The sequence below is a fragment of the Legionella sp. D16C41 genome (assembly GCF_048541585.1).
In the GTDB taxonomy this organism is placed as follows: Bacteria; Pseudomonadota; Gammaproteobacteria; order Legionellales; family Legionellaceae; genus Legionella_C.
This window is the reverse complement of sequence record NZ_CP183303.1, coordinates 1,861,139-1,879,846: the sequence shown is the minus strand read 5'-3', so window position 1 is coordinate 1,879,846 and position 18,708 is coordinate 1,861,139. Positions and strand designations below refer to the sequence as shown.

Sequence of the window (18,708 nt, the reverse complement as noted above, 5' to 3'; positions counted from 1 at the left end):
TTTGCTAATTTAGCAAACAACATAACTTTATTTTGGAATCTTTAATGAGAAAATTTACAGAAGATGCGTTATTATCTTTATTGTCTAATTCTGAAGGACTTAATTTAAGTAATAAAGGGGTTGAAGATAAAGATATTATAGACATTGTTAATTTTCTTAATAAGCATCCTGCAGTAAAGTGCGTTAATCTAAGTAATAATCAAATTAGTGCTATTGGCGCTAGAAACTTTGCTTTGCATAATACAACGGTAACAACAGTTAATTTAAGCTGGAATAAGTTTGGCGCTATGGGGGCTAAAGAATTTGCCGTGCATAATAAAACTGCAACGACAGTTGATTTAAGCTTGAATCAGCTTGGCGCTATTGGGGCTAAAGACTTTGCGCTGCATAATAAAACTGCAACGACAGTTAATTTAAGCTCGAATAGGATTGGCGATATTGGCGCTAAAGACTTTGCGCTGCATAATACAACCGCAATGACAGTTGATTTAAGCTCGAATAGGATTGGCGATATTGGCGCTAAAGACTTTGCGCTGCATAATACAACCGCAATGACAGTTGATTTAAGCTGGAATAGGATTGGCGATATTGGCGCTAAAGGCTTTGCGCTGCATAATACAACCGCAACGACAGTTGATTTAAGCTGGAATAGTATTGGTACTATTGGTGCTAAAGATTTTGCCCTACATAATAAAACTGCAACGTCGGTTGACTTAAGCTTAAATGAGATTGATGATGTGAGCGCCAAAGCGCTTGCGAGTAATCTCGCCTTGCAAAGAATTAAAGCGACTGGGTTAACTGCCCAAGGATATTTAATTTTAGATGAAACAAATCCACGTAAGCGAGCCTGTTATGGCAGAAAGGTTGGTCTACTAAGTGAGGTGCCCTCATTGCTACGGTTAAGCTTATTTAGTTTTAAAGATAAACTTACTTGTGATAGGAATAAATTGCGTGTTTTTAATAAAGACGATTTGAATGGCCTTGAAGACTTAGTCCCTCTACTTAATCAAAATAAAATATAATATTAGCTGTAGGTATTAATGATTTTACAAAGTCGTGAGTTAGAGCAGTTTCAAAAAACGTTCTTTTTAAAGCAGGTTTAAATAGCAAGCGTAGGTTAGGCCACTCGGCACAACAATTTTCTTTAACATAAAACAATGCTGCCTATATCATCAAGGTATTCCTGAATTTGGGAAGCCATTCATTTTAAATAATAAAATATTAATTAGCACTCTGTGTGCACTTTATAATAAAAGAATAAGGAGAGAAAAGGTATAAGTTCTTGATTTAATGGTGGCTATGGGTAGACTCGAACTACCGACCTCAGCATTATGAGGGCTGTGACACTTATATATGTAATGTATTGCCATGTACAGTAAGGAACAAAAATAAATTAAAATCAAAAATTTAATGTAATTTTATTTTGCATCATTATACATCGCTGTACTAGCTTTTCTAACAAAATTGCACCCTATATGCACCCTGGAAATAGATAGCTAATTTATTTTAATAAAAAATTTCTTTAGAGTTTAAAATTGTATTTCATCTAACTTAAATTCGCTTAACTATTAAGCTAGTCATTTATGAAGTTTGAAAAAACAATTCATTCAATAGTCCTTAACGATAAAAAATAGCTGCTTCTAATACGTTGGGATCATCAAGTCGTGATTTTACAATAGCGCTTGTAAAAAGCCCAAAGGCACTATGGGCACTTTGCTGCGCTTTGCAAGCCCAGTTTACTAAGGTTAAAGAGTTTTTTAACTCGTCTCTTAAAGTAGGGTGAATTTTTTCCTGATGATTTTGAGTAATATTGCTTAGAATAGCTTGCAAATCTTGAGTACTTAAATATTTTTGAAAATCTTGTAAGGCTAACAATCCTTTTTTAATGTGCATGAGGTAGGTAGTAGGTTTGCGTTGCTTGATATTTTCCGTAATCGTTTGTGACAGTAAACCATCGATTTGTGTCGCCAAGGTTTGTGGGTTTGACCAATTTTTTGGACTTAACAATTGTCGAAGTAGGGTGGCTAGTTGTTGTAGTTCCTCTGTTTTAGGTTCTTCTAGAGAGAGTTCACCAAAATCATATAAGCCTAAATAAATGGTGTGCGAGTCCTCATCAATGAGTGCTCGGAGTTGATTGCCATGGCGGTCGCTATCAAACTGCTTGCCTTGCAAGATATGGATTAATTCCAAAGTCACAATAGCGGTAGCAATGACTTTTTTGGCGGTGCATTGTTCTTGCGTATTGTCAGGTAAGTCATTAAATTCAGTCCCATACATGCGTTCAATTACCCGATAACCATCGCCACTACAAAGGTTGGTGGCGGAAGTTAACAACACATTGTATGGTTGGCCTTTTAAAGTTACCGATAAGGGGAGCTGATACATAGTCTGAGCAAGGGCGTTTTGCTTATCAGAAATATGGTAATCTAATTCGGCTTGTGATAAACGCTTGGCTTCGTCAAGCATGGTGCTTAAGGTATCACACATCGCTTGTGCTCGGGGGTGCGGGCATTGCTCAATGGTTTTCATCAGCTGGTCAAAGCCTTTTTCAGCATCTGATTTGGCATGCTCTCGCAATAATATGAGTACCTTTTGATTACCAGGCTCTTGATAATCAATATCTAGTGCTAAATTGTAAGAGGCTGAACCTAATAAGGCACCCACGTGGTTGATATTTGCGATTTCAGCATCGGGCAAGACATCCGTTAAAAGACGCCATAAATCCCAGCGGGCAGGGGGATTAGCATGCCCTTTAATATGTTGTAAATCTCGTTTAATGTACTCAGGCGTTTGTGGGTGACTATGAATGGCTTGCGCCAGCTTAATATAAGCTGGTCCCATATGCTCACAAAGTAGGGCTATTTTTTTACCAATGCCAATGTCGTTGCCCGCAGTAGAGGTCTCATTGGTTACCACAATTAAACCGGCTAAAAGAATACTTCGTTCATATTTATTAGCAACCGTAAGATAGGTTTTTAAAAACTCTAAGGCTAATTCATCATCTGAATTTTTGATATGGGCCTTAGGAAATAGTTTCTGTGCTGCATAAGCAAAGGTATCTTGATAGGCTGCAGCCATTTGCGCATCGGTCACGACTTCACTAGCCGGTAGCGCTAATTGATCAAGTAAAACTGCACGCTGAGCTAGATTGCAATCCCAAAATTGATAATAAAATTGACTAAGCGCTATTTTAGTTTGAGTAAGTTGCTCTTCTTTATCTATGAAGGATCTATAATGATCTAAACCACTTTGTAATTTACATAATACATCAGCTTTGTTTTGCTTGACTAAATCGTCTGGTTTACCAGGTTTTTTTTGTTCGACTAAGTAGTTAGCAAAGGCATCTAAAGACTCGAGAGTAAGCGGACTTGAAATAAAATCAAGTGCCTGTTCTTTGTCACTTTTATTTTCACCTAAAAAGGCAGTAGTCGTGGCTAAATTAGTGAGAATCTGTTCACTGTTTTTAATATGGAGTTGATTAAAGTCTGTTGAATAACGCTCGGGATAAAGCCTCATTCCCATTAGTTCACTTACTTTTTGTTGGGATTGAATGGCAGTTGCTAGCTTGGCGAGTAGACGTTCTAGCTCTACATTAGTCATTTTTTCTGAAAGGTTTTCAATGATGTTTTTTATTTTATTGAGATAAATTGCTGTGTTGTCATCAGGGCCTAATAACTCGCTTTGGATATTGACCCACAGTTCAATAAGGCTATTGCGTAATTGTGCGTCACTTAAGGGCCGCTTGTATTGTTGGCGGTTTAAGAGGCTTTCCATCACTTCAGGTAGTTCCGCTTTAGGTACTCCTTTTAGTCGGCTAAGAAGTAATCGTCCCCACTGTTGTTGCTCTTCAAAGGAAGTAAATAAAAAACTCGCTTCATAGGCTTTATAAATCGTGACTAAATCCTTTATCTCTAACTGAGAAAAAAGTAAGTCAGAAGGTGCTTGCGAAATACTTGATTTTAAAATTTCTTTTTGAGCTATACGGGAATTTATCCTAGTAAGTGCTAATAATTGTGCAGTTTCATGACTGAATAAAGGATAAGGGCCATAAGTATGAATATGTTGCATTACCAATTTATCAGCATTAGAGGCTACGCTATATAGTTGTCTACTGTTTAATTCTTTTAAAAAAGGAGCTAAACACTCCAATGTTAAGTCTTCATAAGGTAGCCCTAAATGGCCTAATAATAAATTCGTCGGGAAAGCAGAAATATGCTTATCTTTAATTAAGGTAATTAATTCATTTGACCTAAATAAAGAGAAGTTTTGGCCGGCGTAGCGTTGGTAAAAACAAAATTGATAATAAAGCGAGTCTAACGTTAAACCACTCCAAGTCGCCTTCGCCATACTAAGTGATTCTAAATCACGTTTATCTTTACGGCCTAAAAAAAAGCTTTTAACAATAGCTTTCTCTTTTGGCGTTCCTGTTAAAGCAATTTCTGTAAATTTAGCTAATAAACAGCGCACGGTAGAATTATCATTATTTAAATTAATTTTTCCCCCACCGCTATAGTAATCGGCCGCACCGCGCAGCGCCTTAAAATTGTTATCATAAAATTGAATAAACTGTTGCTCAAAAGACTCGTCACTCTGAAAGGTGTCCACCAGCTGATGATGTCTTGCACCATCTTGAATAACCGCCATTGCTAACCAACCGGGATGAGAAGGATATTCCTCTTTTAGATGCTTAGGTGCAGAAAATTCAATAGTTCTTATGCCATCGCTTTCTAGTATCGCTTCTTTAAAATTATCAGGAAGAGTGGATAAAACAATTGGATGTGTAATCCCTAAATGCCATAATAGCTCGGCAATATCGCCTTCTTTATCAGCTTTGGCCCACGCTAGAAAATTATCTAATTGTAGAGCTTGCTCTTCATCAAATCCTTGCCAATTAATATGGAGTCCAATATGGGACGCAAAAAAACGTTCATTCCCAGTTGGTACCATTCCTTGATGATTTTGTTGGTAGGTTGCTAAATGAACTCGCCCACCTCCTGTTGGAACCATATGAAGGGATAATTTTTTATAAAGACTTTGAAAGATTTTTGCTTGTTCTTTGGCCGTGGATTCATTCATAGCGGTAGCAAAATTCATAATACTGTCTTGCAGGGCTTTGAAGGGCCCTAGGGCTTTTAAGTTTTTTTCATGAGAATAATAAGAGTCTGAAAAGGGCAGTTGATGAATAGCTACATAAATGCGATCAAAGCCCGGGACTCTTAATTCAAAAGCTTCATTAATAAGTTTATCAACGGCTTTAATTTGTGCTTCATTAGACCAATCAATCGTTAAACTATAAAGCAGTTGGCAAAACTCGCTTACTCGAATACCGGGTATTTCTGTTAACTCATAAGGTAGTAACTCATGCTCTTTAAGTGAAGGAAGCTGCTCAGTTAAATAATTAAGTTTTTCCTCAACAGAATTTTGCTGATCAAATCCTTCTTGGTAAAAAAAGGTAGGTTTAATAGTTGCTACTTCTGTACGTACTGCGGCCAGCGAACCGGAAAAGCTAGTCTCTTTTAGGCTAGCTGTATCAGAAGCAAAATAGGTCATGAGGTTTTTAATACGCTGTTCAAAGGTTGCAGGTAGGGCTTCTTCTTGCAGTATATTTCTCATTATATCGGGTAAAGCTTGCGAGGGCTCTTCTTCTTTATGAGCCTCATAAAATTGTTGAGCACGTCGTAGATAATTTATGACAGCATCGCCATTATTCGACACATTTAAGGCTTCACGGTCTAGTTCATATAGTGAGGATGCACTTAGATTGTTATTGATACCCATGCCATATTTTTTTATCGTTAATAACTGCTGAGCTAAAGCAAATTGTAATTCCGCCCTTAACGCTTGATCATCGGTATGGTTAAAAAGCTCGCGATGAAGAATGATAGTTGGTTCCTGAAAGCCTGTTATCGTTTGAATTAATTGATTACCGGCGGTGGTTAAATAAAATTTAATATTTAGATTAAAGTTAGCAGGTTGTACTTCTTTAAGTAAATCATTGAGCAGTTGATTGGTTTGTTCAAATTGCTCTCTATCAATTGCAGTTAATTGATTTTCTTCGATTAGCAAGGGGCTAAGCTTATCAAATTGCGTGTTACCAGTTATTTGTAAATAAACGTCATTTTTATTTAGATTGTGTAGTAAATTAGCGTCTTGGTTATCAAAACTTACAGCCGAATAATTTTTTTGTTCACTGCCTGTCATATAGCGATGAGATAAATAGTCGGTTGCTTTATAGACTTCTTTTTTCCACGAGTCAAAAATAATAGCGTCTTTGCCCCAGGTTGAGATATCAGCCAAGTCACTATTCGGGTCACGATTAATTACTAAGAAAACATGATTATCATCAATAAGATCCCGGTCATAGTAATCACAATGAATCGCTTCAATCTTGGTATCCCAATCTAAACGATCTTCTTTTAATAACTTCACTAGTGCAAGAGCGGTATGTTCACCACATTGACCCACCCGAACCTGCATTCGCTCTAAATACAAGCCTGTGCAAAAATAATTAAGCTTCTCATTAAGGTTTGCAATTTTTGATTCATCTGCACTACCTACTAGATTACGTTGCGAAAGAAGATCTTTACCATATTGTTCGCGATAATCAGCTAAAGCGTCTTTTTGTTTAAAGCGTTCTTTTAAATCTTTGTCTTCAAGTTCAAGCTCTTGACCAGAATAAAGGCTCTCTAATAAAGTAGATAAATTTAGCTTAAAATATTGTTCTATCTTTTTTTCTAAAAGGACTTGACTCCTCTTTAAATAAGCTTTGTCCGTCCCTTCTTCCATCTTTTGTACTTCATCGGCTGAAAGAATATATTTTTTTTGGATGATAATGTCATCGCGTAATTTTTTGACACTGCGTTGTAGTTGATTTTGAAAGGCCTCTTTAAGCTCAGGCGTTAACATTGTGCTTGTGCAATGATTGTCGAGTAAAAATTGCTTAAACAATGGATTAATATGCTTATAGACATCGTATAAGAAACGCTGCTCTTCACCATTCTCGGCATAATTGAAAGCATCTTCTAAATTGTCAAAGTAATTAGGTGTTGAAATGAGCTGTTGATTAACCTCTTCATTAAGTTGTTTAAGAATAGCTAGATTTCTATCGACTTTAGATTGCATTGTAATTCAACAAAAAGTAAAAGTTTTGATATTATATTAATTAAAATAAAATTATCGTATAAGGGGAACGTCTTATGCGATTGATTATTGTGTCACCTAATTTGGAGAAGACCCGACCCTTTTTGTATGGTTATTCATTCAGTTTGCACCCTGACGTAGGAATTTTTTTGAGGTCGTAAAGGGTAAGTGCTTGATTTATGGTGGCTATGGGTAGACTCGAACTACCGACCTCAGCATTATGAGTGCCGCGCTCTAACCGGCTGAGCTACATAGCCACAAGAGGCGTGATTGTGGCTTTTTATGGTGTATATGTCAATAGTGAGTAAGCAATTTTTGTAATAAAAATTAATAATCTGTGGGTTATAGCCTTAAAATAAAAAACCTCCATTACGGAGGTTTTTTGTATAAAGATTAAATTTAAATAATTAGTAAAAAGAGCGCACCAGGGCCGCGTAGTACTTGCACTAGAAGACGCTGTTTTTGTTGTTGAGCAATAGTTTGTAAGGTTTTAACATCCGGTGTAGCTTGTTTATTAGCAGAAACTATAACATCACCAGGTCGCAAACCTGCACGCCAGCCTGCACTGCTTTCAGAAGCACCAACGACTTGAACCCCTATAATATTGCCATGTGTAGGAGAGTCTTGCTCAAAGTTTTTCAATGCAAGTCCATAGAGAAATGGATTATTAGCCTGTAAAAGTTGTTCATGCTTTTTAAGGTCAGTTACCACTGCATTTAGTGTCATTTCTTTACCATCGCGCTGAATGGTAATTTTTGCATCACTACCAACTCGCAAAAGACTAATGGTAGTTTTTACCTGGGTTGCTTGCATAATTTTAGTATTATTAATTTGGGTAATAATATCACCTGGTTTCAAGCCTGCTTTTTCTGCAGGTGAGCCTTCGTTAACTTGTGATACTAAAGCACCTTGGAAGTCTTCATTGTAGCCCATCGCTTGAGCTAACTCAGGAGTAAGATGTTGTACAAAAATTCCCATAAGGCCACGATGGATAGAGCCATATTTAATTAATTGCATTACAACATCTTTAGCCATATTAATAGGTATGGCAAAGCCAATACCAACGTTTCCACCATATGGTGATATAATAGCGGTATTAATCCCTATTAACTCACCTTTAGCATTAACAAGTGCACCACCAGAATTACCTGGATTAATAGCAGCATCAGTTTGAATAAAATTTTCTATCCCTTCAATATTTAAATCACTGCGCTTCATTGCACTGATAATACCAAAAGTGGCTGATTGACTATTACCAAAGCTATTTAAACCAAATGGATTACCAATAGCAACAACGAAATCACCAACTTCAGCTTTATCAGAATCACCAATAGGTAAACTTTTAAGGTTTTTAGCATCAATTTTTAAAACAGCTAAATCAGTCTCACTATCTGCACCAATTAATCTTGCTTTTAAACGACGTCCATCATTTAAAGTTACAGTAATTAGGTTTGCGTTACGAATAACATGATCATTGGTAATAATAACGCCATTATTAGGATCTATAATTACGCCTGAGCCTATGCTTTGGAATTTTCTAGCTTTCTCTGGCATTAACTGCTGATTTTCAGGAGGGCTATTCTTGTTATTATTGTTTTCATCTTCTTCTGGATTAGGTAGCGGTGTTTGAATAATCCCTTGAACGGCAATATTAACAATAGCTGGCATAGCATTTTTTAACACAGGTGCTAAGGATGGCATGCCTTGCGGTGGAGCCTCTTCGGCAAATAAACATAAAGGTAATAAACTTAATATTAAAAGACTGCTTAAAAAGCGAAGATAACGGTGCATAAATTTAATCCTAATTACTTTGTGAACCAAATTAGAGTAGCTATTCTACCTGTTTGTCCTTCTCGACGATAGGAATATAAGTGATTTTTATGCTCATAAGTGCATAAATTCGACTGATATACTTCAGAAACGCCTATTTCTCTAAGAATTTGTTCCGCAAGTTCAGGCATATTAGCTAGCCATTTTTGTTGATGGGATTTAAAAAAATTTGTAGAAAAAGGATAATTATTTTTATATTGTTCATAAACATCATCACCTACCTCATAGCAGCTACCGCAAATTGAAGGTCCTATCCAAGCTAATAAATCAGCTTTATTGCTTTTTATTTGTAAAGAGGTTTTCTCTATAATGCCATTGACTAATCCTCGCCAGCCAGCGTGGATAGCAGCAACTTCTGTTCCTTGACGGTTACACAGCAAAATTGGCAAACAATCAGCTGTTAAAATAGCTAAGACTCGGTCAGGAGAGCGAGTTATAGCGGCATCTGCATTGCGCTCAGCGGTATCTTCAATGACTATGCAGTTTGTACTATGTGTTTGTTCTATCCATTCAGGTTCAGCAGGTAAGTTAGCACTTAGCATTTCACGATTTTGCGCAACATGCTTAGGATTATCGCCAACATGAAAGCCTAAATTATTGCTATTATAAGGACCTTCGCTAAAACCATCTACGCGCGTGGTTGTAAAAGCAAAAATATTTAAAGGCGCTGTCCAATTTGGTTGAATGTTATTCAATGTAATTATCCAATAAAGTTAAAAGATGATTGAAATCATCGGGTAAAGCCGCTTCAAATGTCAATAATTGTTGATTGGTTGGATGTACTAAACTTAAAGTTTTTGCGTGCAGAGCTTGACGCTTGAATTGTTGGAGAGCTGAAATAAGCTCACTACTGGCCTCAGGAGGAAGTCGCATACGGGTACCATAGAGAGGATCGCCAACAATAGGGTGTTTTATATAGGCCATATGTACGCGAATCTGATGCGTTCTACCGGTAAGAAGCTCAACATCTAGTAGAGTATAATATGTATATTGTTTATGAATACTAAAGTGGGTAATAGCTTCTTTCCCTTGTGCACAAACTGCCATTTTTAAACGATTATGCGGATGTCGACCATAAAGGGTACTGATTTCTCCGCGAGCAATGACATGACCTTGTACTAAGGCAAGATAACGACGTTTAATTTGGCGAGCTTGCATTAGCCTGGTCAGATAAGTATGCGCGGTAAGGGTTTTCGCAATGATGAGTAATCCAGTTGTATCTTTGTCTAGCCGATGAATAATACCTGCTCGCGGCAAGGCTGCTAAAGCAGGATTATAATGTAGTAATGCATTCACTAAGGTATGGGTCCAATTACCAGCGCCTGGGTGTACAACAAAGTCTGCAGGTTTATTAATAACCATAAACTCATTATCTTCAAAAACAATATCAAGAGGAATGGCTTCAGGTTCTATAGTAGTGTGGATATCTTCGTCTAAATTAATAGTAAAATTAATTAGTTCACCACCTAAGACTTTATCTTTTGGCTTTAACTGCTGCTCATTTACTGTAATTTTTCCATCCTTTAACCATTGACTTAGCTGTGATCGAGAATAATCAGGAAACAGCTGCGCTAGGACAACGTCAATTCGTTGTCCATACATATCTTTTGGAATAATGATCATATCAAGCCGTAGCAGGTATCTCGTAACGGGCGCGTAGTGAATTTGGCAGAGCTTCAGTAATGGTTACCGAAATAAAATGGCCAATAAGTTCAGCAGGTCCATCAAAGTTTACAACCCGATTGCACTCTGTTCTACCTGCTAATTGAGTTTCGTCTTTCTTTGATTTCCCAGTAACTAATATTTTTTGAGTACTGCCTACCATCGATTGACTATAATGAACTGCATTTAAGGTTAATCGGTTTTGCAAAATTTGTAAGCGCTGCTTTTTAGTTTCCATAGGAATTTCGTCTACAAGGTTAGCAGCTGGTGTACCAGGACGAGGACTATAAATAAAGCTAAACGAAGTATCAAAACCTATCTCATGAACTAAGTCCATAGTATCTTGAAAGTCTTTGTCAGTTTCGCCAGGAAAACCGACAATAATGTCAGTTGATAAGCGTATGTCAGGCCTTACTTTCCGTAACTTACGAATTTTAGATTTGTATTCAAGCGCAGTATAACCACGTTTCATAAGCGCAAGTATTCTATCTGAGCCACTTTGTACCGGTAAATGCAAATGATTTGCGAGCTCGGGAACTTCAGCAAATGCGTTGATTAAATTATCAGAAAAAGCTAATGGATGAGAAGTTGTAAAACGTATTCTTCCTATGCCATCAATAGCTGCGATGTAATGAATCAATAAGGCCAAATCGGCAATATCACCACTTTCCATGGGACCGCGATAATCGTTAACATTTTGACCTAATAAATTAATCTCACGTACTCCCTGTAGAGCTAATTGATAACACTCAGCAAGTACATCATCAAAAGGGCGACTAATTTCTTCACCACGTGTATAGGGAACCACACAATAACTGCAATACTTACTACATCCTTCCATAATGGATACGAAAGCCATAGGACCTTCGGCACGCGGCGCGGGTAAATGATCAAATTTTTCAATTTCTGGGAAGCTAATATCAATAACAGGCTTTTTGGTCTTTAAACGTTGCTCTAATAAAGCCGGTAGACGATGGAGAGTTTGTGGGCCAAATACTAAATCTACAAATGGAGCGCGTTTTATAATATCACCACCTTCCTGACTGGCTACACATCCTCCAACTCCAATAATAACCTCTGGATTAGCTTTTTTAAATTCACGCCATTGTCCAAGTTGAGAGAAGACTTTTTCCTGTGCTTTTTCACGAATAGAACAAGTGTTTAAGAGTATAACATCTGCCTCTTCTACATTATTTGTTTTTTCTAGTTTATGTGAATGCAATAAAACTTCTGCCATTTTTGCAGAGTCGTAGTCATTCATCTGACAACCGTTGGTTTTAATATAAAGTTTTTTAGACATGATTTCTCTATTAATAATTTGCTTCTTAAAGGTGATGAAATTATACGCTAATTCTTAATTATTTCGATTGATCTTCATTATGTATATTATGACAATAAGTTTCATTGATACGTGGTAAGATAATTAAAGATATTAAAATACAAAGTGGTAATATTCCTAAGGCTAAATAATAGGCTTCAATTGGATAAACTCTAACCTGATCAATTAACTGACCTTGCCACATCTTATCTAAAATTAAACCAATTAAGGGCTGGCCAAGGGCAATACCAATCATATTCATCATATTCATAAAACTTAAACCTGTTGCGACGTATTGCTTATCACATAATTCTTTGGCTATTGCAAATGCGGGTAAAAATCCTGCTGAGAAAACACCAAATGAAAGCAATAATAAATGCATTAAAATATCAGAGCTAATAGGTGCGTAAATAAATAATAAGCTTGTAATTAAGGCACCAATGCTACCAATATATAAAGGTGGCTTACGTCTACCAAGTCGGTTTGAAATAATTCCCCATATAGGACTTGCAATAGCCCAACCCACAAAAACTGAAGAAATATAATTGGCAGCTACGGCTTTTACAAGGTTTAATTTCAACATTAGAAAGGGAACGCCCCATAAGCCGCAAAAAACTGGTGTTGCCATGTACATCAAACCACCATAAATAGCAACTAACCAAAGCTGTTTATTTTTTATTAGTTTAAATAAACTAGCCCACACATGTTCTTTGTCGCTAGGTTTATCTGTAGTATTTGCTGCTAAGGTTTGGTTAGGTGAATCTTTAGCAATGAGAAGGATGAGGATAGCTAAAAAAATGCCCAGCGTTCCCATAATAAACATACTTTCACGCCAACCATAATTATCTATAAGAAGCGCTAAGGGCGCCTCACCACCAATAGCCCCAAGCATACCAACAGTGACCATAATTCCTGTTAATAGAGCAAAACGATTAGCTGCAAACCAATTAGCAGCTAATTTCATTGCACCTACTGCGGCAAAAGAAGATCCAAAACCAATCATCAAACGAGCAAAGCAAGCTGTATAGAAATTATTAGTGTAACCAAATGCTATCGTACTCAAAGAACAAATTAAAGTCGCAATAGTTAATAAACGTTGTGGGCCAAAATAATCCATTAAAACGCCACCGGGAAGTTGCATTACAGCATAAGAGTAAAAATAAATTCCAGATAAAATACCTAAGGTTTGGCTTGTTACAGAAAAATCGCGCATAAGCTCATTGCTCATTACACCAGGCGATACTTGTAATAAACATTCATAAAAGTAAAAGAGGCAACCTAATCCCCATACAATCCATGGGATGAAAACAAATTTTTTCTTAGTATTCAGTAGGGTATTGGGATAGGCCATGCTTAACTGAACTCCCTAGTTTAATTAATACATACATTATAGATACAATTTTATGTTTAGCTTTAAAGCTTAATGATTATTATCATATCAAACTGTAATCTATATTTTAAAATAAATTCATTGTATCATTCATATTACTATTTGTCTATTAAATGTACAGCATAAGATGTAAGTAGCCATAATAACGTTGTAGGCAAAAAAAGGCCATTAAATATTGACTAACAATGTATTTTTCTCTAAAAGGGGTATAAAATATATATATACAAATTGAGAATTCGCTCTATTTAAAACTCAAGTTCTAGATAAGGTTTTAAGTAATTCTTATCTAGAGTTAGGTTTACAACACCTAAACGATTTAAACGCCCGCAATAATTACTATCATTTAGGTGTCATAAGCTTAGTTTTAGCTCGCTAATATACATCTAATAAGGTGGAATATGATTGTAGAAATCTTATCAAGAGCACAGTTTGGATTTAGTATGGCCTTCCATATTCTATTTCCTACTTTAAATCTAGGGCTTGCTGTTTTCTTAATTATTATGGAAGCAACATGGTTAAGAACCAAAAATCCTCTTTATTTAATAATTTGTAAATTCTGGACTAAAATATTTGCCCTAACATTTGGTATGGGTGTTGTCTCTGGAATAGTGTTAGCTTATCAAATTGGTACCAATTTTGGGCCTTTTATAGCTCAGTTTGGCAATGTACTTGGTGCTTTATTTGCCTATGAAACATTGACAGCTTTCTTTTTAGAGGCTGGTTTTTTAGGAGTAATGTTATTCGGCTGGGAACGTGTCCCGCCCAAACTTCATTTTTTTGCTACTACCTTTGTTGGCGTAGGCACCACAATTTCTGCCTTTTGGATTTTGTCAGCAAATTCTTGGATGCAAGTTCCAGCGGGCTATGAAATCGTTAATGGAAAATATATTGTCAGTAATTGGTGGGATGTAGTTTTTAATCCACTTTTTATTCCTCGTGTTCTACACATGATTTTTGCTTCTTATACTACAACTTGTTTTGTTATCGCAGGAATTGCTGCTTATTTTTTAGTTAAAAACAAGCATTTAGAAGTTGCTAAGAAGTGTTTGTCTTTTACCATGTGGTCTGCATTAATTGTCGTACCTATCCAGATTGCTATCGGCGATAGTGTTGGCTTAGCAATTCATCATTATCAACCTTTAAAGACTGCAGCCATGGAGGGAGTATGGAATACCCAAAAAGGAGCGCCGCTGGTTTTATTTGCTATTCCTTCTCAAAGTGAGCAAAGAAATAATTATGCAATTGAAATTCCAAAACTAGCTAGTTTAATTAATACTCATGACTTAAACGGCGAATTAATTGGGTTAAAATCTGTTAGTGTAGCTGATCAACCTAAGGTTGCAGCAGTATTCTTCTCCTTTAGAATTATGGTTGGTATTGGCCTTATTATGTTAGCAACAGCGATTTTTGCGCTGTTTTTGCGATTCAGGAAAACTTTATTTCAAGCAAAACTTTTTCATAAATGGTGTATTCTCATCGCTCCACTTGGTTTTGTAGCTACAATTTGCGGTTGGTTTACCGCAGAATTTGGTCGCCAGCCCTGGGTTGTTTATAACTTACAGCGAACAGTAGATGCTGTTTCACGGGTTGGTTGGCAGGAAGTGGCTATCTCATTTTTATTACTTATTTTAGTTTATGGCATTATTTTTAGCTTCTATCTATATTATTTGTTTAAAACAGTTCGCCATGGGTTGGTTATGCTTGATGATAAAGCCGTTGATCATATGCCATTTCAGTATATGTCTGAAAATGATCCTACAGGAGAATCTAAATAATGTTACCAATTCTGTTTGCAGGCCTGCTTGCTTTCATCATTATAATGTATGTTATTTTAGATGGCTTTGATTTAGGCATTGGTATTTTGTTTCCTTTCACTGAAAGTGAATTAGAAAGGGATCAAATGATGAGCTCAGTGGCGCCTGTATGGGATGGCAATGAAACATGGCTGGTTTTTGGTGGCGCTATGCTTTATGGCGCATTCCCTATGGCTTATGGCTTATTGTTACCTATTTTATATATGCCTCTGATGCTGATGTTAATTGGTTTGATTTTTAGAGGCGTAAGTTTTGAATTTCGTTTTAAAGCAACAGCTAGCAAGCCATTGTGGAACTGGATATTTGCGATAAGCTCAGTTGCAGCGGCTTTTTTTCAAGGCGTTGTCTTAGGTTGTGTTGTTCATGGCTTTCCTGTTGACCCAGCTAGACATACAATAAATGATGTAGATTGGTTAACACCCTTTACTTTGTTAACTGGAATTGCTTTAGTTTGTGGATATGGGTTATTGGGTGCAACCTGGATGGTTATTAAAAGCCAAGGCAGGCTACAACGTAAAATGGTACATTTTGCAAAGGGAATGTTGATTTTAGTAAGTTTATTTTTAATCATTGTCAGTATCTGGACACCATTACATAGTGAACTAATTTTTAATCGATGGTATAGCTTTCCAGATATCTTTTTATTAGCGCCACTTCCTATTTTAACAGGCATCACCATTTTAATTACTTGGTATAATTTAGCAACGTTATCGCCAGGAAACGAGGTAAAGCCTTTCATTGGAAGTATTGTCATTTTTCTTTGTTCTTATTTAGGAATTGCTATTAGTATTTATCCTTTTTTAATTCCGCATCAAGTTACCTTTTGGGAGGCTGCAGCTCCCGACTCAACTTTAATATTTATTCTAATTGGGGTAGCAATTATGTTACCAGTACTGCTCATTTATACGTTGTATTCATATCGAGTTTTTCGTGGTAAAACTTCGGGCAAATTTTATTAAAATTAGTCTTCTTTTGTTTAATAATTTAACAAAATTAAGGGTTACTTGATTTTGTATTCTATCTGTTGTAAAAGCATGGTTCGATAAACTTTCTATTAAAGGCTTATTCTACTAAGTAGGTAAGACATTAGTGAGAGAATATGATCCTTATAAACTATTGAAAGCAAATAATGTAGCTCAAAAGCTACTGCTTTTTGCTTATAATTATAAGTCGCACTTTACTCCTTAAACCTGGTGTATTATGTATACTGACTCAGTTTTTTATACAATCTTTCTAATTTTTGCTGGGGCAGCAGTATTTTCAACACTTGTTTTGTTTACAAAACAATCTTTATTAGTTGCTTATATTTTATTAGGCGCAGCGCTAGGCCCTTGGGGTCTTAAATTAGTTAACAACGTTACTACGGTACAACAAGTAGGTGATATAGGTATCGTTTTTCTCTTATTTTTATTAGGCTTACACTTACAGCCGCAAAATCTGGTCCATATGCTTAAAAAGATTACTTGGATTGCTATTTTAAGCTCAGTTTTCTTTGCATTAATCGCATTTGGAATTGGAAGATGGTTTGGGCTTAGCGTCGGAGAAGCATGGGTTTTAGGCGCTACAATGATGTTTTCTAGTACGATTATTGGCTTAAAATTATTACCAACCACCATATTACATCATCAGCACACTGGTGAAGTAATGATTAGCGTATTATTAATGCAGGATGTTATTGCTATTATTGTATTAATTCTAATAAATGGTGCTCAAGGCGATGGCCTATCATTAAATGATTTTGCCTTAGTTGGTTTTGCTTTGCCAGCGTTAACTCTATTAGCTTTTGCGGTTGAGCGCTATGTACTTGTAAAGCTTCTCGCGCGGTTTGATAGAACACAAGAATATGTTTTTTTATTATCAATTGGTTGGTGCCTTGGGCTTTCATTTCTAGCAGAGCAAATAGGCTTATCGCAAGATATTGGTGCTTTTGTTGCAGGAGTTGCCATTGCATCTAGTCCTATCTCTCTTTATATTGCAGAAAGCCTTAAGCCGCTAAGAGATTTTTTTCTGGTTATGTTCTTTTTTTCGATTGGCGCTACATTTAATTTTAGTTTCGTTGCACAAGTCATTATCCCAGCTTGCCTACTTGCTATTTTGATGCTAGTTCTTAAGCCAATAGTATTCCAATATCTTCTTATTAAGTCAGGAGAGAAAAAGACAGTAGCTAAAGAGGTAGGTTTACGATTAGGACAGACTAGTGAGTTTTCTTTACTGGTTGCCAGTATTGCTTTAAATACGCATTTAATTTCGGAAGTTGCGTCAAATTTAATACAGGCTACAACTATTTTAACATTTATTGTTTCTTCTTATTTGGTCGTTTTAAAGTATCCAACCCCAATTGCATTATCCGAGAAAATGCGTAAGGATTAGTCATGAAATTGTTAATTATAATATTAACCTTGTTGAGTGAACGTTATTTAATTCATGCTTTTTCTGCGACTCGCTTTAATTGGTTTTCAGACTATGTAGAAAATTTAACTAGTAAATTTCAGCAAGTAAGATTTATTCAAAACTCATATATTGCTTTAATTTTAATTATATTGCCCTTAATGCTGATTGTTTGGGTTTTATTGCTCCTTTTAGGTCAGTTATTTTTTGGTATTTTTGGTTTTATAATTAATTTTATTGTATTTTATCATTGTGTTGGCCCAGAAAATCCATTTTATCCAACCAAAACACCGAAGGATGAATTGGAAAATGAACTAGTAGCCGGAAATTATTTTGCTAAGGCTAATAACCAGCTTTTTGCTGTAATTTTTTGGTTTATACTAACTGGCCCTCTTGGGGTGCTTTTTTATCGACTAGTGTCTTTATGTATGCACTATGAAATTACGAAAGTAGCTGCAACAAATATAATTAATATTTTAGATTGGCCTACTACAAGGATAACGTTGCTCTTTTACCTATTAGTAGGAAATTTTCAGAAGGGATTTAACTATTATCAGCAAGTTTTTTTGTCTTCTCCAAAAAACAATGATGCAATATTAAGTACAGGTGGTTTACTTGCTGCGCGTAGTCAAGAGCTGGAAATAGTTACCTTGCCTTATGCGCAAAGCTTAGTGGAATATGCACTAGTTATATATTTAGTGTTAATTGCCTTACTTACTTTGTCGACTTGGTTATAATAGGAAAAAATTTCAATATTGTGAGTATACTTAAATGACTATTTTCATGCGTGGTGTACTAGCTTTTTTATTCATTTTCATGAATTCTTGTGCGCATTATCCTTTGGGGCAAACTAAAGCTTCCTGTAACTTATGTACAGTAGTTTGTGAACAGCGCGCTCAAGCTTGTAATAAAACTTGCCGTAATAGCTGTCCACAATGTGTGGCATTTTCCAAGCAGTCAACATCTGAATCCTACTTATACTACCAACATGAACAGTATGTAAAAGGTGGAGAGATTATTCGTGAGTTGAATTCTTATCGTGATCCACTACAATGCAGCAAACCAACTTGTAACTGTCGACAAGACTATCGAGTTTGCGTACAAGCATGTATTGGAGCAATTTCAAAGCAGCTACGATCAGTGCATGTTTGCCATTAAGACTTAAG

General features: G+C 36.1%; 12 protein-coding genes and 1 tRNA gene. 6 read left to right on the top strand and 7 right to left on the bottom strand.

The genetic code is table 11. From position 1 onward, the window contains the following. The first annotated feature begins 44 nt into the window (after nt 1–44). Complete coding sequence (locus ACNVED_RS08180) at nt 45–1,022, top strand: hypothetical protein (protein WP_419418533.1); 978 nt, start codon at nt 45–47, stop codon at nt 1,020–1,022. Nucleotides 1,023–1,617: 595 nt separating this feature from the next. On the opposite strand, the gene ACNVED_RS08175 is transcribed toward ACNVED_RS08180, so the two are convergent. The 7 genes from ACNVED_RS08175 to ACNVED_RS08145 form a co-directional block, all read right to left on the bottom strand. Then, nucleotides 1,618–7,122, bottom strand: a complete 5,505-nt coding sequence (locus ACNVED_RS08175) for a hypothetical protein (RefSeq protein ID WP_419418532.1) — start codon at nt 7,120–7,122, stop codon at nt 1,618–1,620. Nucleotides 7,123–7,320: 198 nt separating this feature from the next. Next, a tRNA-Met gene (locus ACNVED_RS08170) sits at nt 7,321–7,397 on the bottom strand. Nucleotides 7,398–7,539: 142 nt separating this feature from the next. Beyond that, nucleotides 7,540–8,841, bottom strand: coding sequence for a Do family serine endopeptidase (locus ACNVED_RS08165; protein WP_419421161.1), 1,302 nt, complete (start codon nt 8,839–8,841; stop codon nt 7,540–7,542). A 104-nt stretch (nt 8,842–8,945) separates the two neighbouring features. Then, nucleotides 8,946–9,665 carry a peptidoglycan editing factor PgeF gene (pgeF, locus tag ACNVED_RS08160; protein WP_419418531.1) on the bottom strand — a complete coding sequence of 240 codons (720 nt, stop codon included), beginning with the start codon at nt 9,663–9,665 and terminating at the stop codon, nt 8,946–8,948. Then, entirely contained in the window at nt 9,658–10,593 is a 936-nt protein-coding gene (gene rluD / locus ACNVED_RS08155; RefSeq protein WP_419418530.1) for a 23S rRNA pseudouridine(1911/1915/1917) synthase RluD, read from the bottom strand. The genes pgeF and rluD overlap by 8 nt, the downstream gene beginning before the upstream one ends. A gap of 1 nt (nt 10,594) precedes the next feature. Then, nucleotides 10,595–11,932 carry a tRNA (N6-isopentenyl adenosine(37)-C2)-methylthiotransferase MiaB gene (gene miaB / locus ACNVED_RS08150; protein WP_419418529.1) on the bottom strand — a complete coding sequence of 446 codons (1,338 nt, stop codon included), beginning with the start codon at nt 11,930–11,932 and terminating at the stop codon, nt 10,595–10,597. A 58-nt stretch (nt 11,933–11,990) separates the two neighbouring features. Beyond that, nucleotides 11,991–13,301 carry an MFS transporter gene (locus ACNVED_RS08145; RefSeq protein ID WP_419418528.1) on the bottom strand — a complete coding sequence of 437 codons (1,311 nt, stop codon included), beginning with the start codon at nt 13,299–13,301 and terminating at the stop codon, nt 11,991–11,993. Between the two features lie 437 nt (nt 13,302–13,738). On the opposite strand from ACNVED_RS08145, the gene ACNVED_RS08140 reads away from it, so the two are divergent. The 5 genes from ACNVED_RS08140 to ACNVED_RS08120 all read left to right on the top strand — a co-directional run bounded on the left by ACNVED_RS08140 (nt 13,739) and on the right by ACNVED_RS08120 (nt 18,700). Next, nucleotides 13,739–15,115 carry a cytochrome ubiquinol oxidase subunit I gene (locus tag ACNVED_RS08140; protein ID WP_419418527.1) on the top strand — a complete coding sequence of 459 codons (1,377 nt, stop codon included), beginning with the start codon at nt 13,739–13,741 and terminating at the stop codon, nt 15,113–15,115. Further along, the gene (gene cydB / locus ACNVED_RS08135; RefSeq protein ID WP_419418526.1) at nt 15,115–16,113 is read left to right on the top strand and encodes a cytochrome d ubiquinol oxidase subunit II; all 999 of its coding nucleotides are present in this window, start codon (nt 15,115–15,117) and stop codon (nt 16,111–16,113) included. Before ACNVED_RS08140 ends, cydB begins: the two co-directional genes overlap by 1 nt. Nucleotides 16,114–16,354: 241 nt before the next feature. Continuing rightward, nucleotides 16,355–17,524, top strand: coding sequence for a cation:proton antiporter (locus tag ACNVED_RS08130; RefSeq protein WP_419418525.1), 1,170 nt, complete (start codon nt 16,355–16,357; stop codon nt 17,522–17,524). Nucleotides 17,525–17,526: 2 nt separating this feature from the next. After that, a complete protein-coding gene (locus ACNVED_RS08125; RefSeq protein WP_419418524.1) occupies nt 17,527–18,279 on the top strand; it encodes a hypothetical protein in 753 nt (250 codons plus the stop codon). 34 nt (nt 18,280–18,313) lie between these two features. Beyond that, entirely contained in the window at nt 18,314–18,700 is a 387-nt protein-coding gene (locus ACNVED_RS08120; protein WP_419418523.1) for an acyltransferase, read from the top strand. Nucleotides 18,701–18,708: the final 8 nt, after the last annotated feature.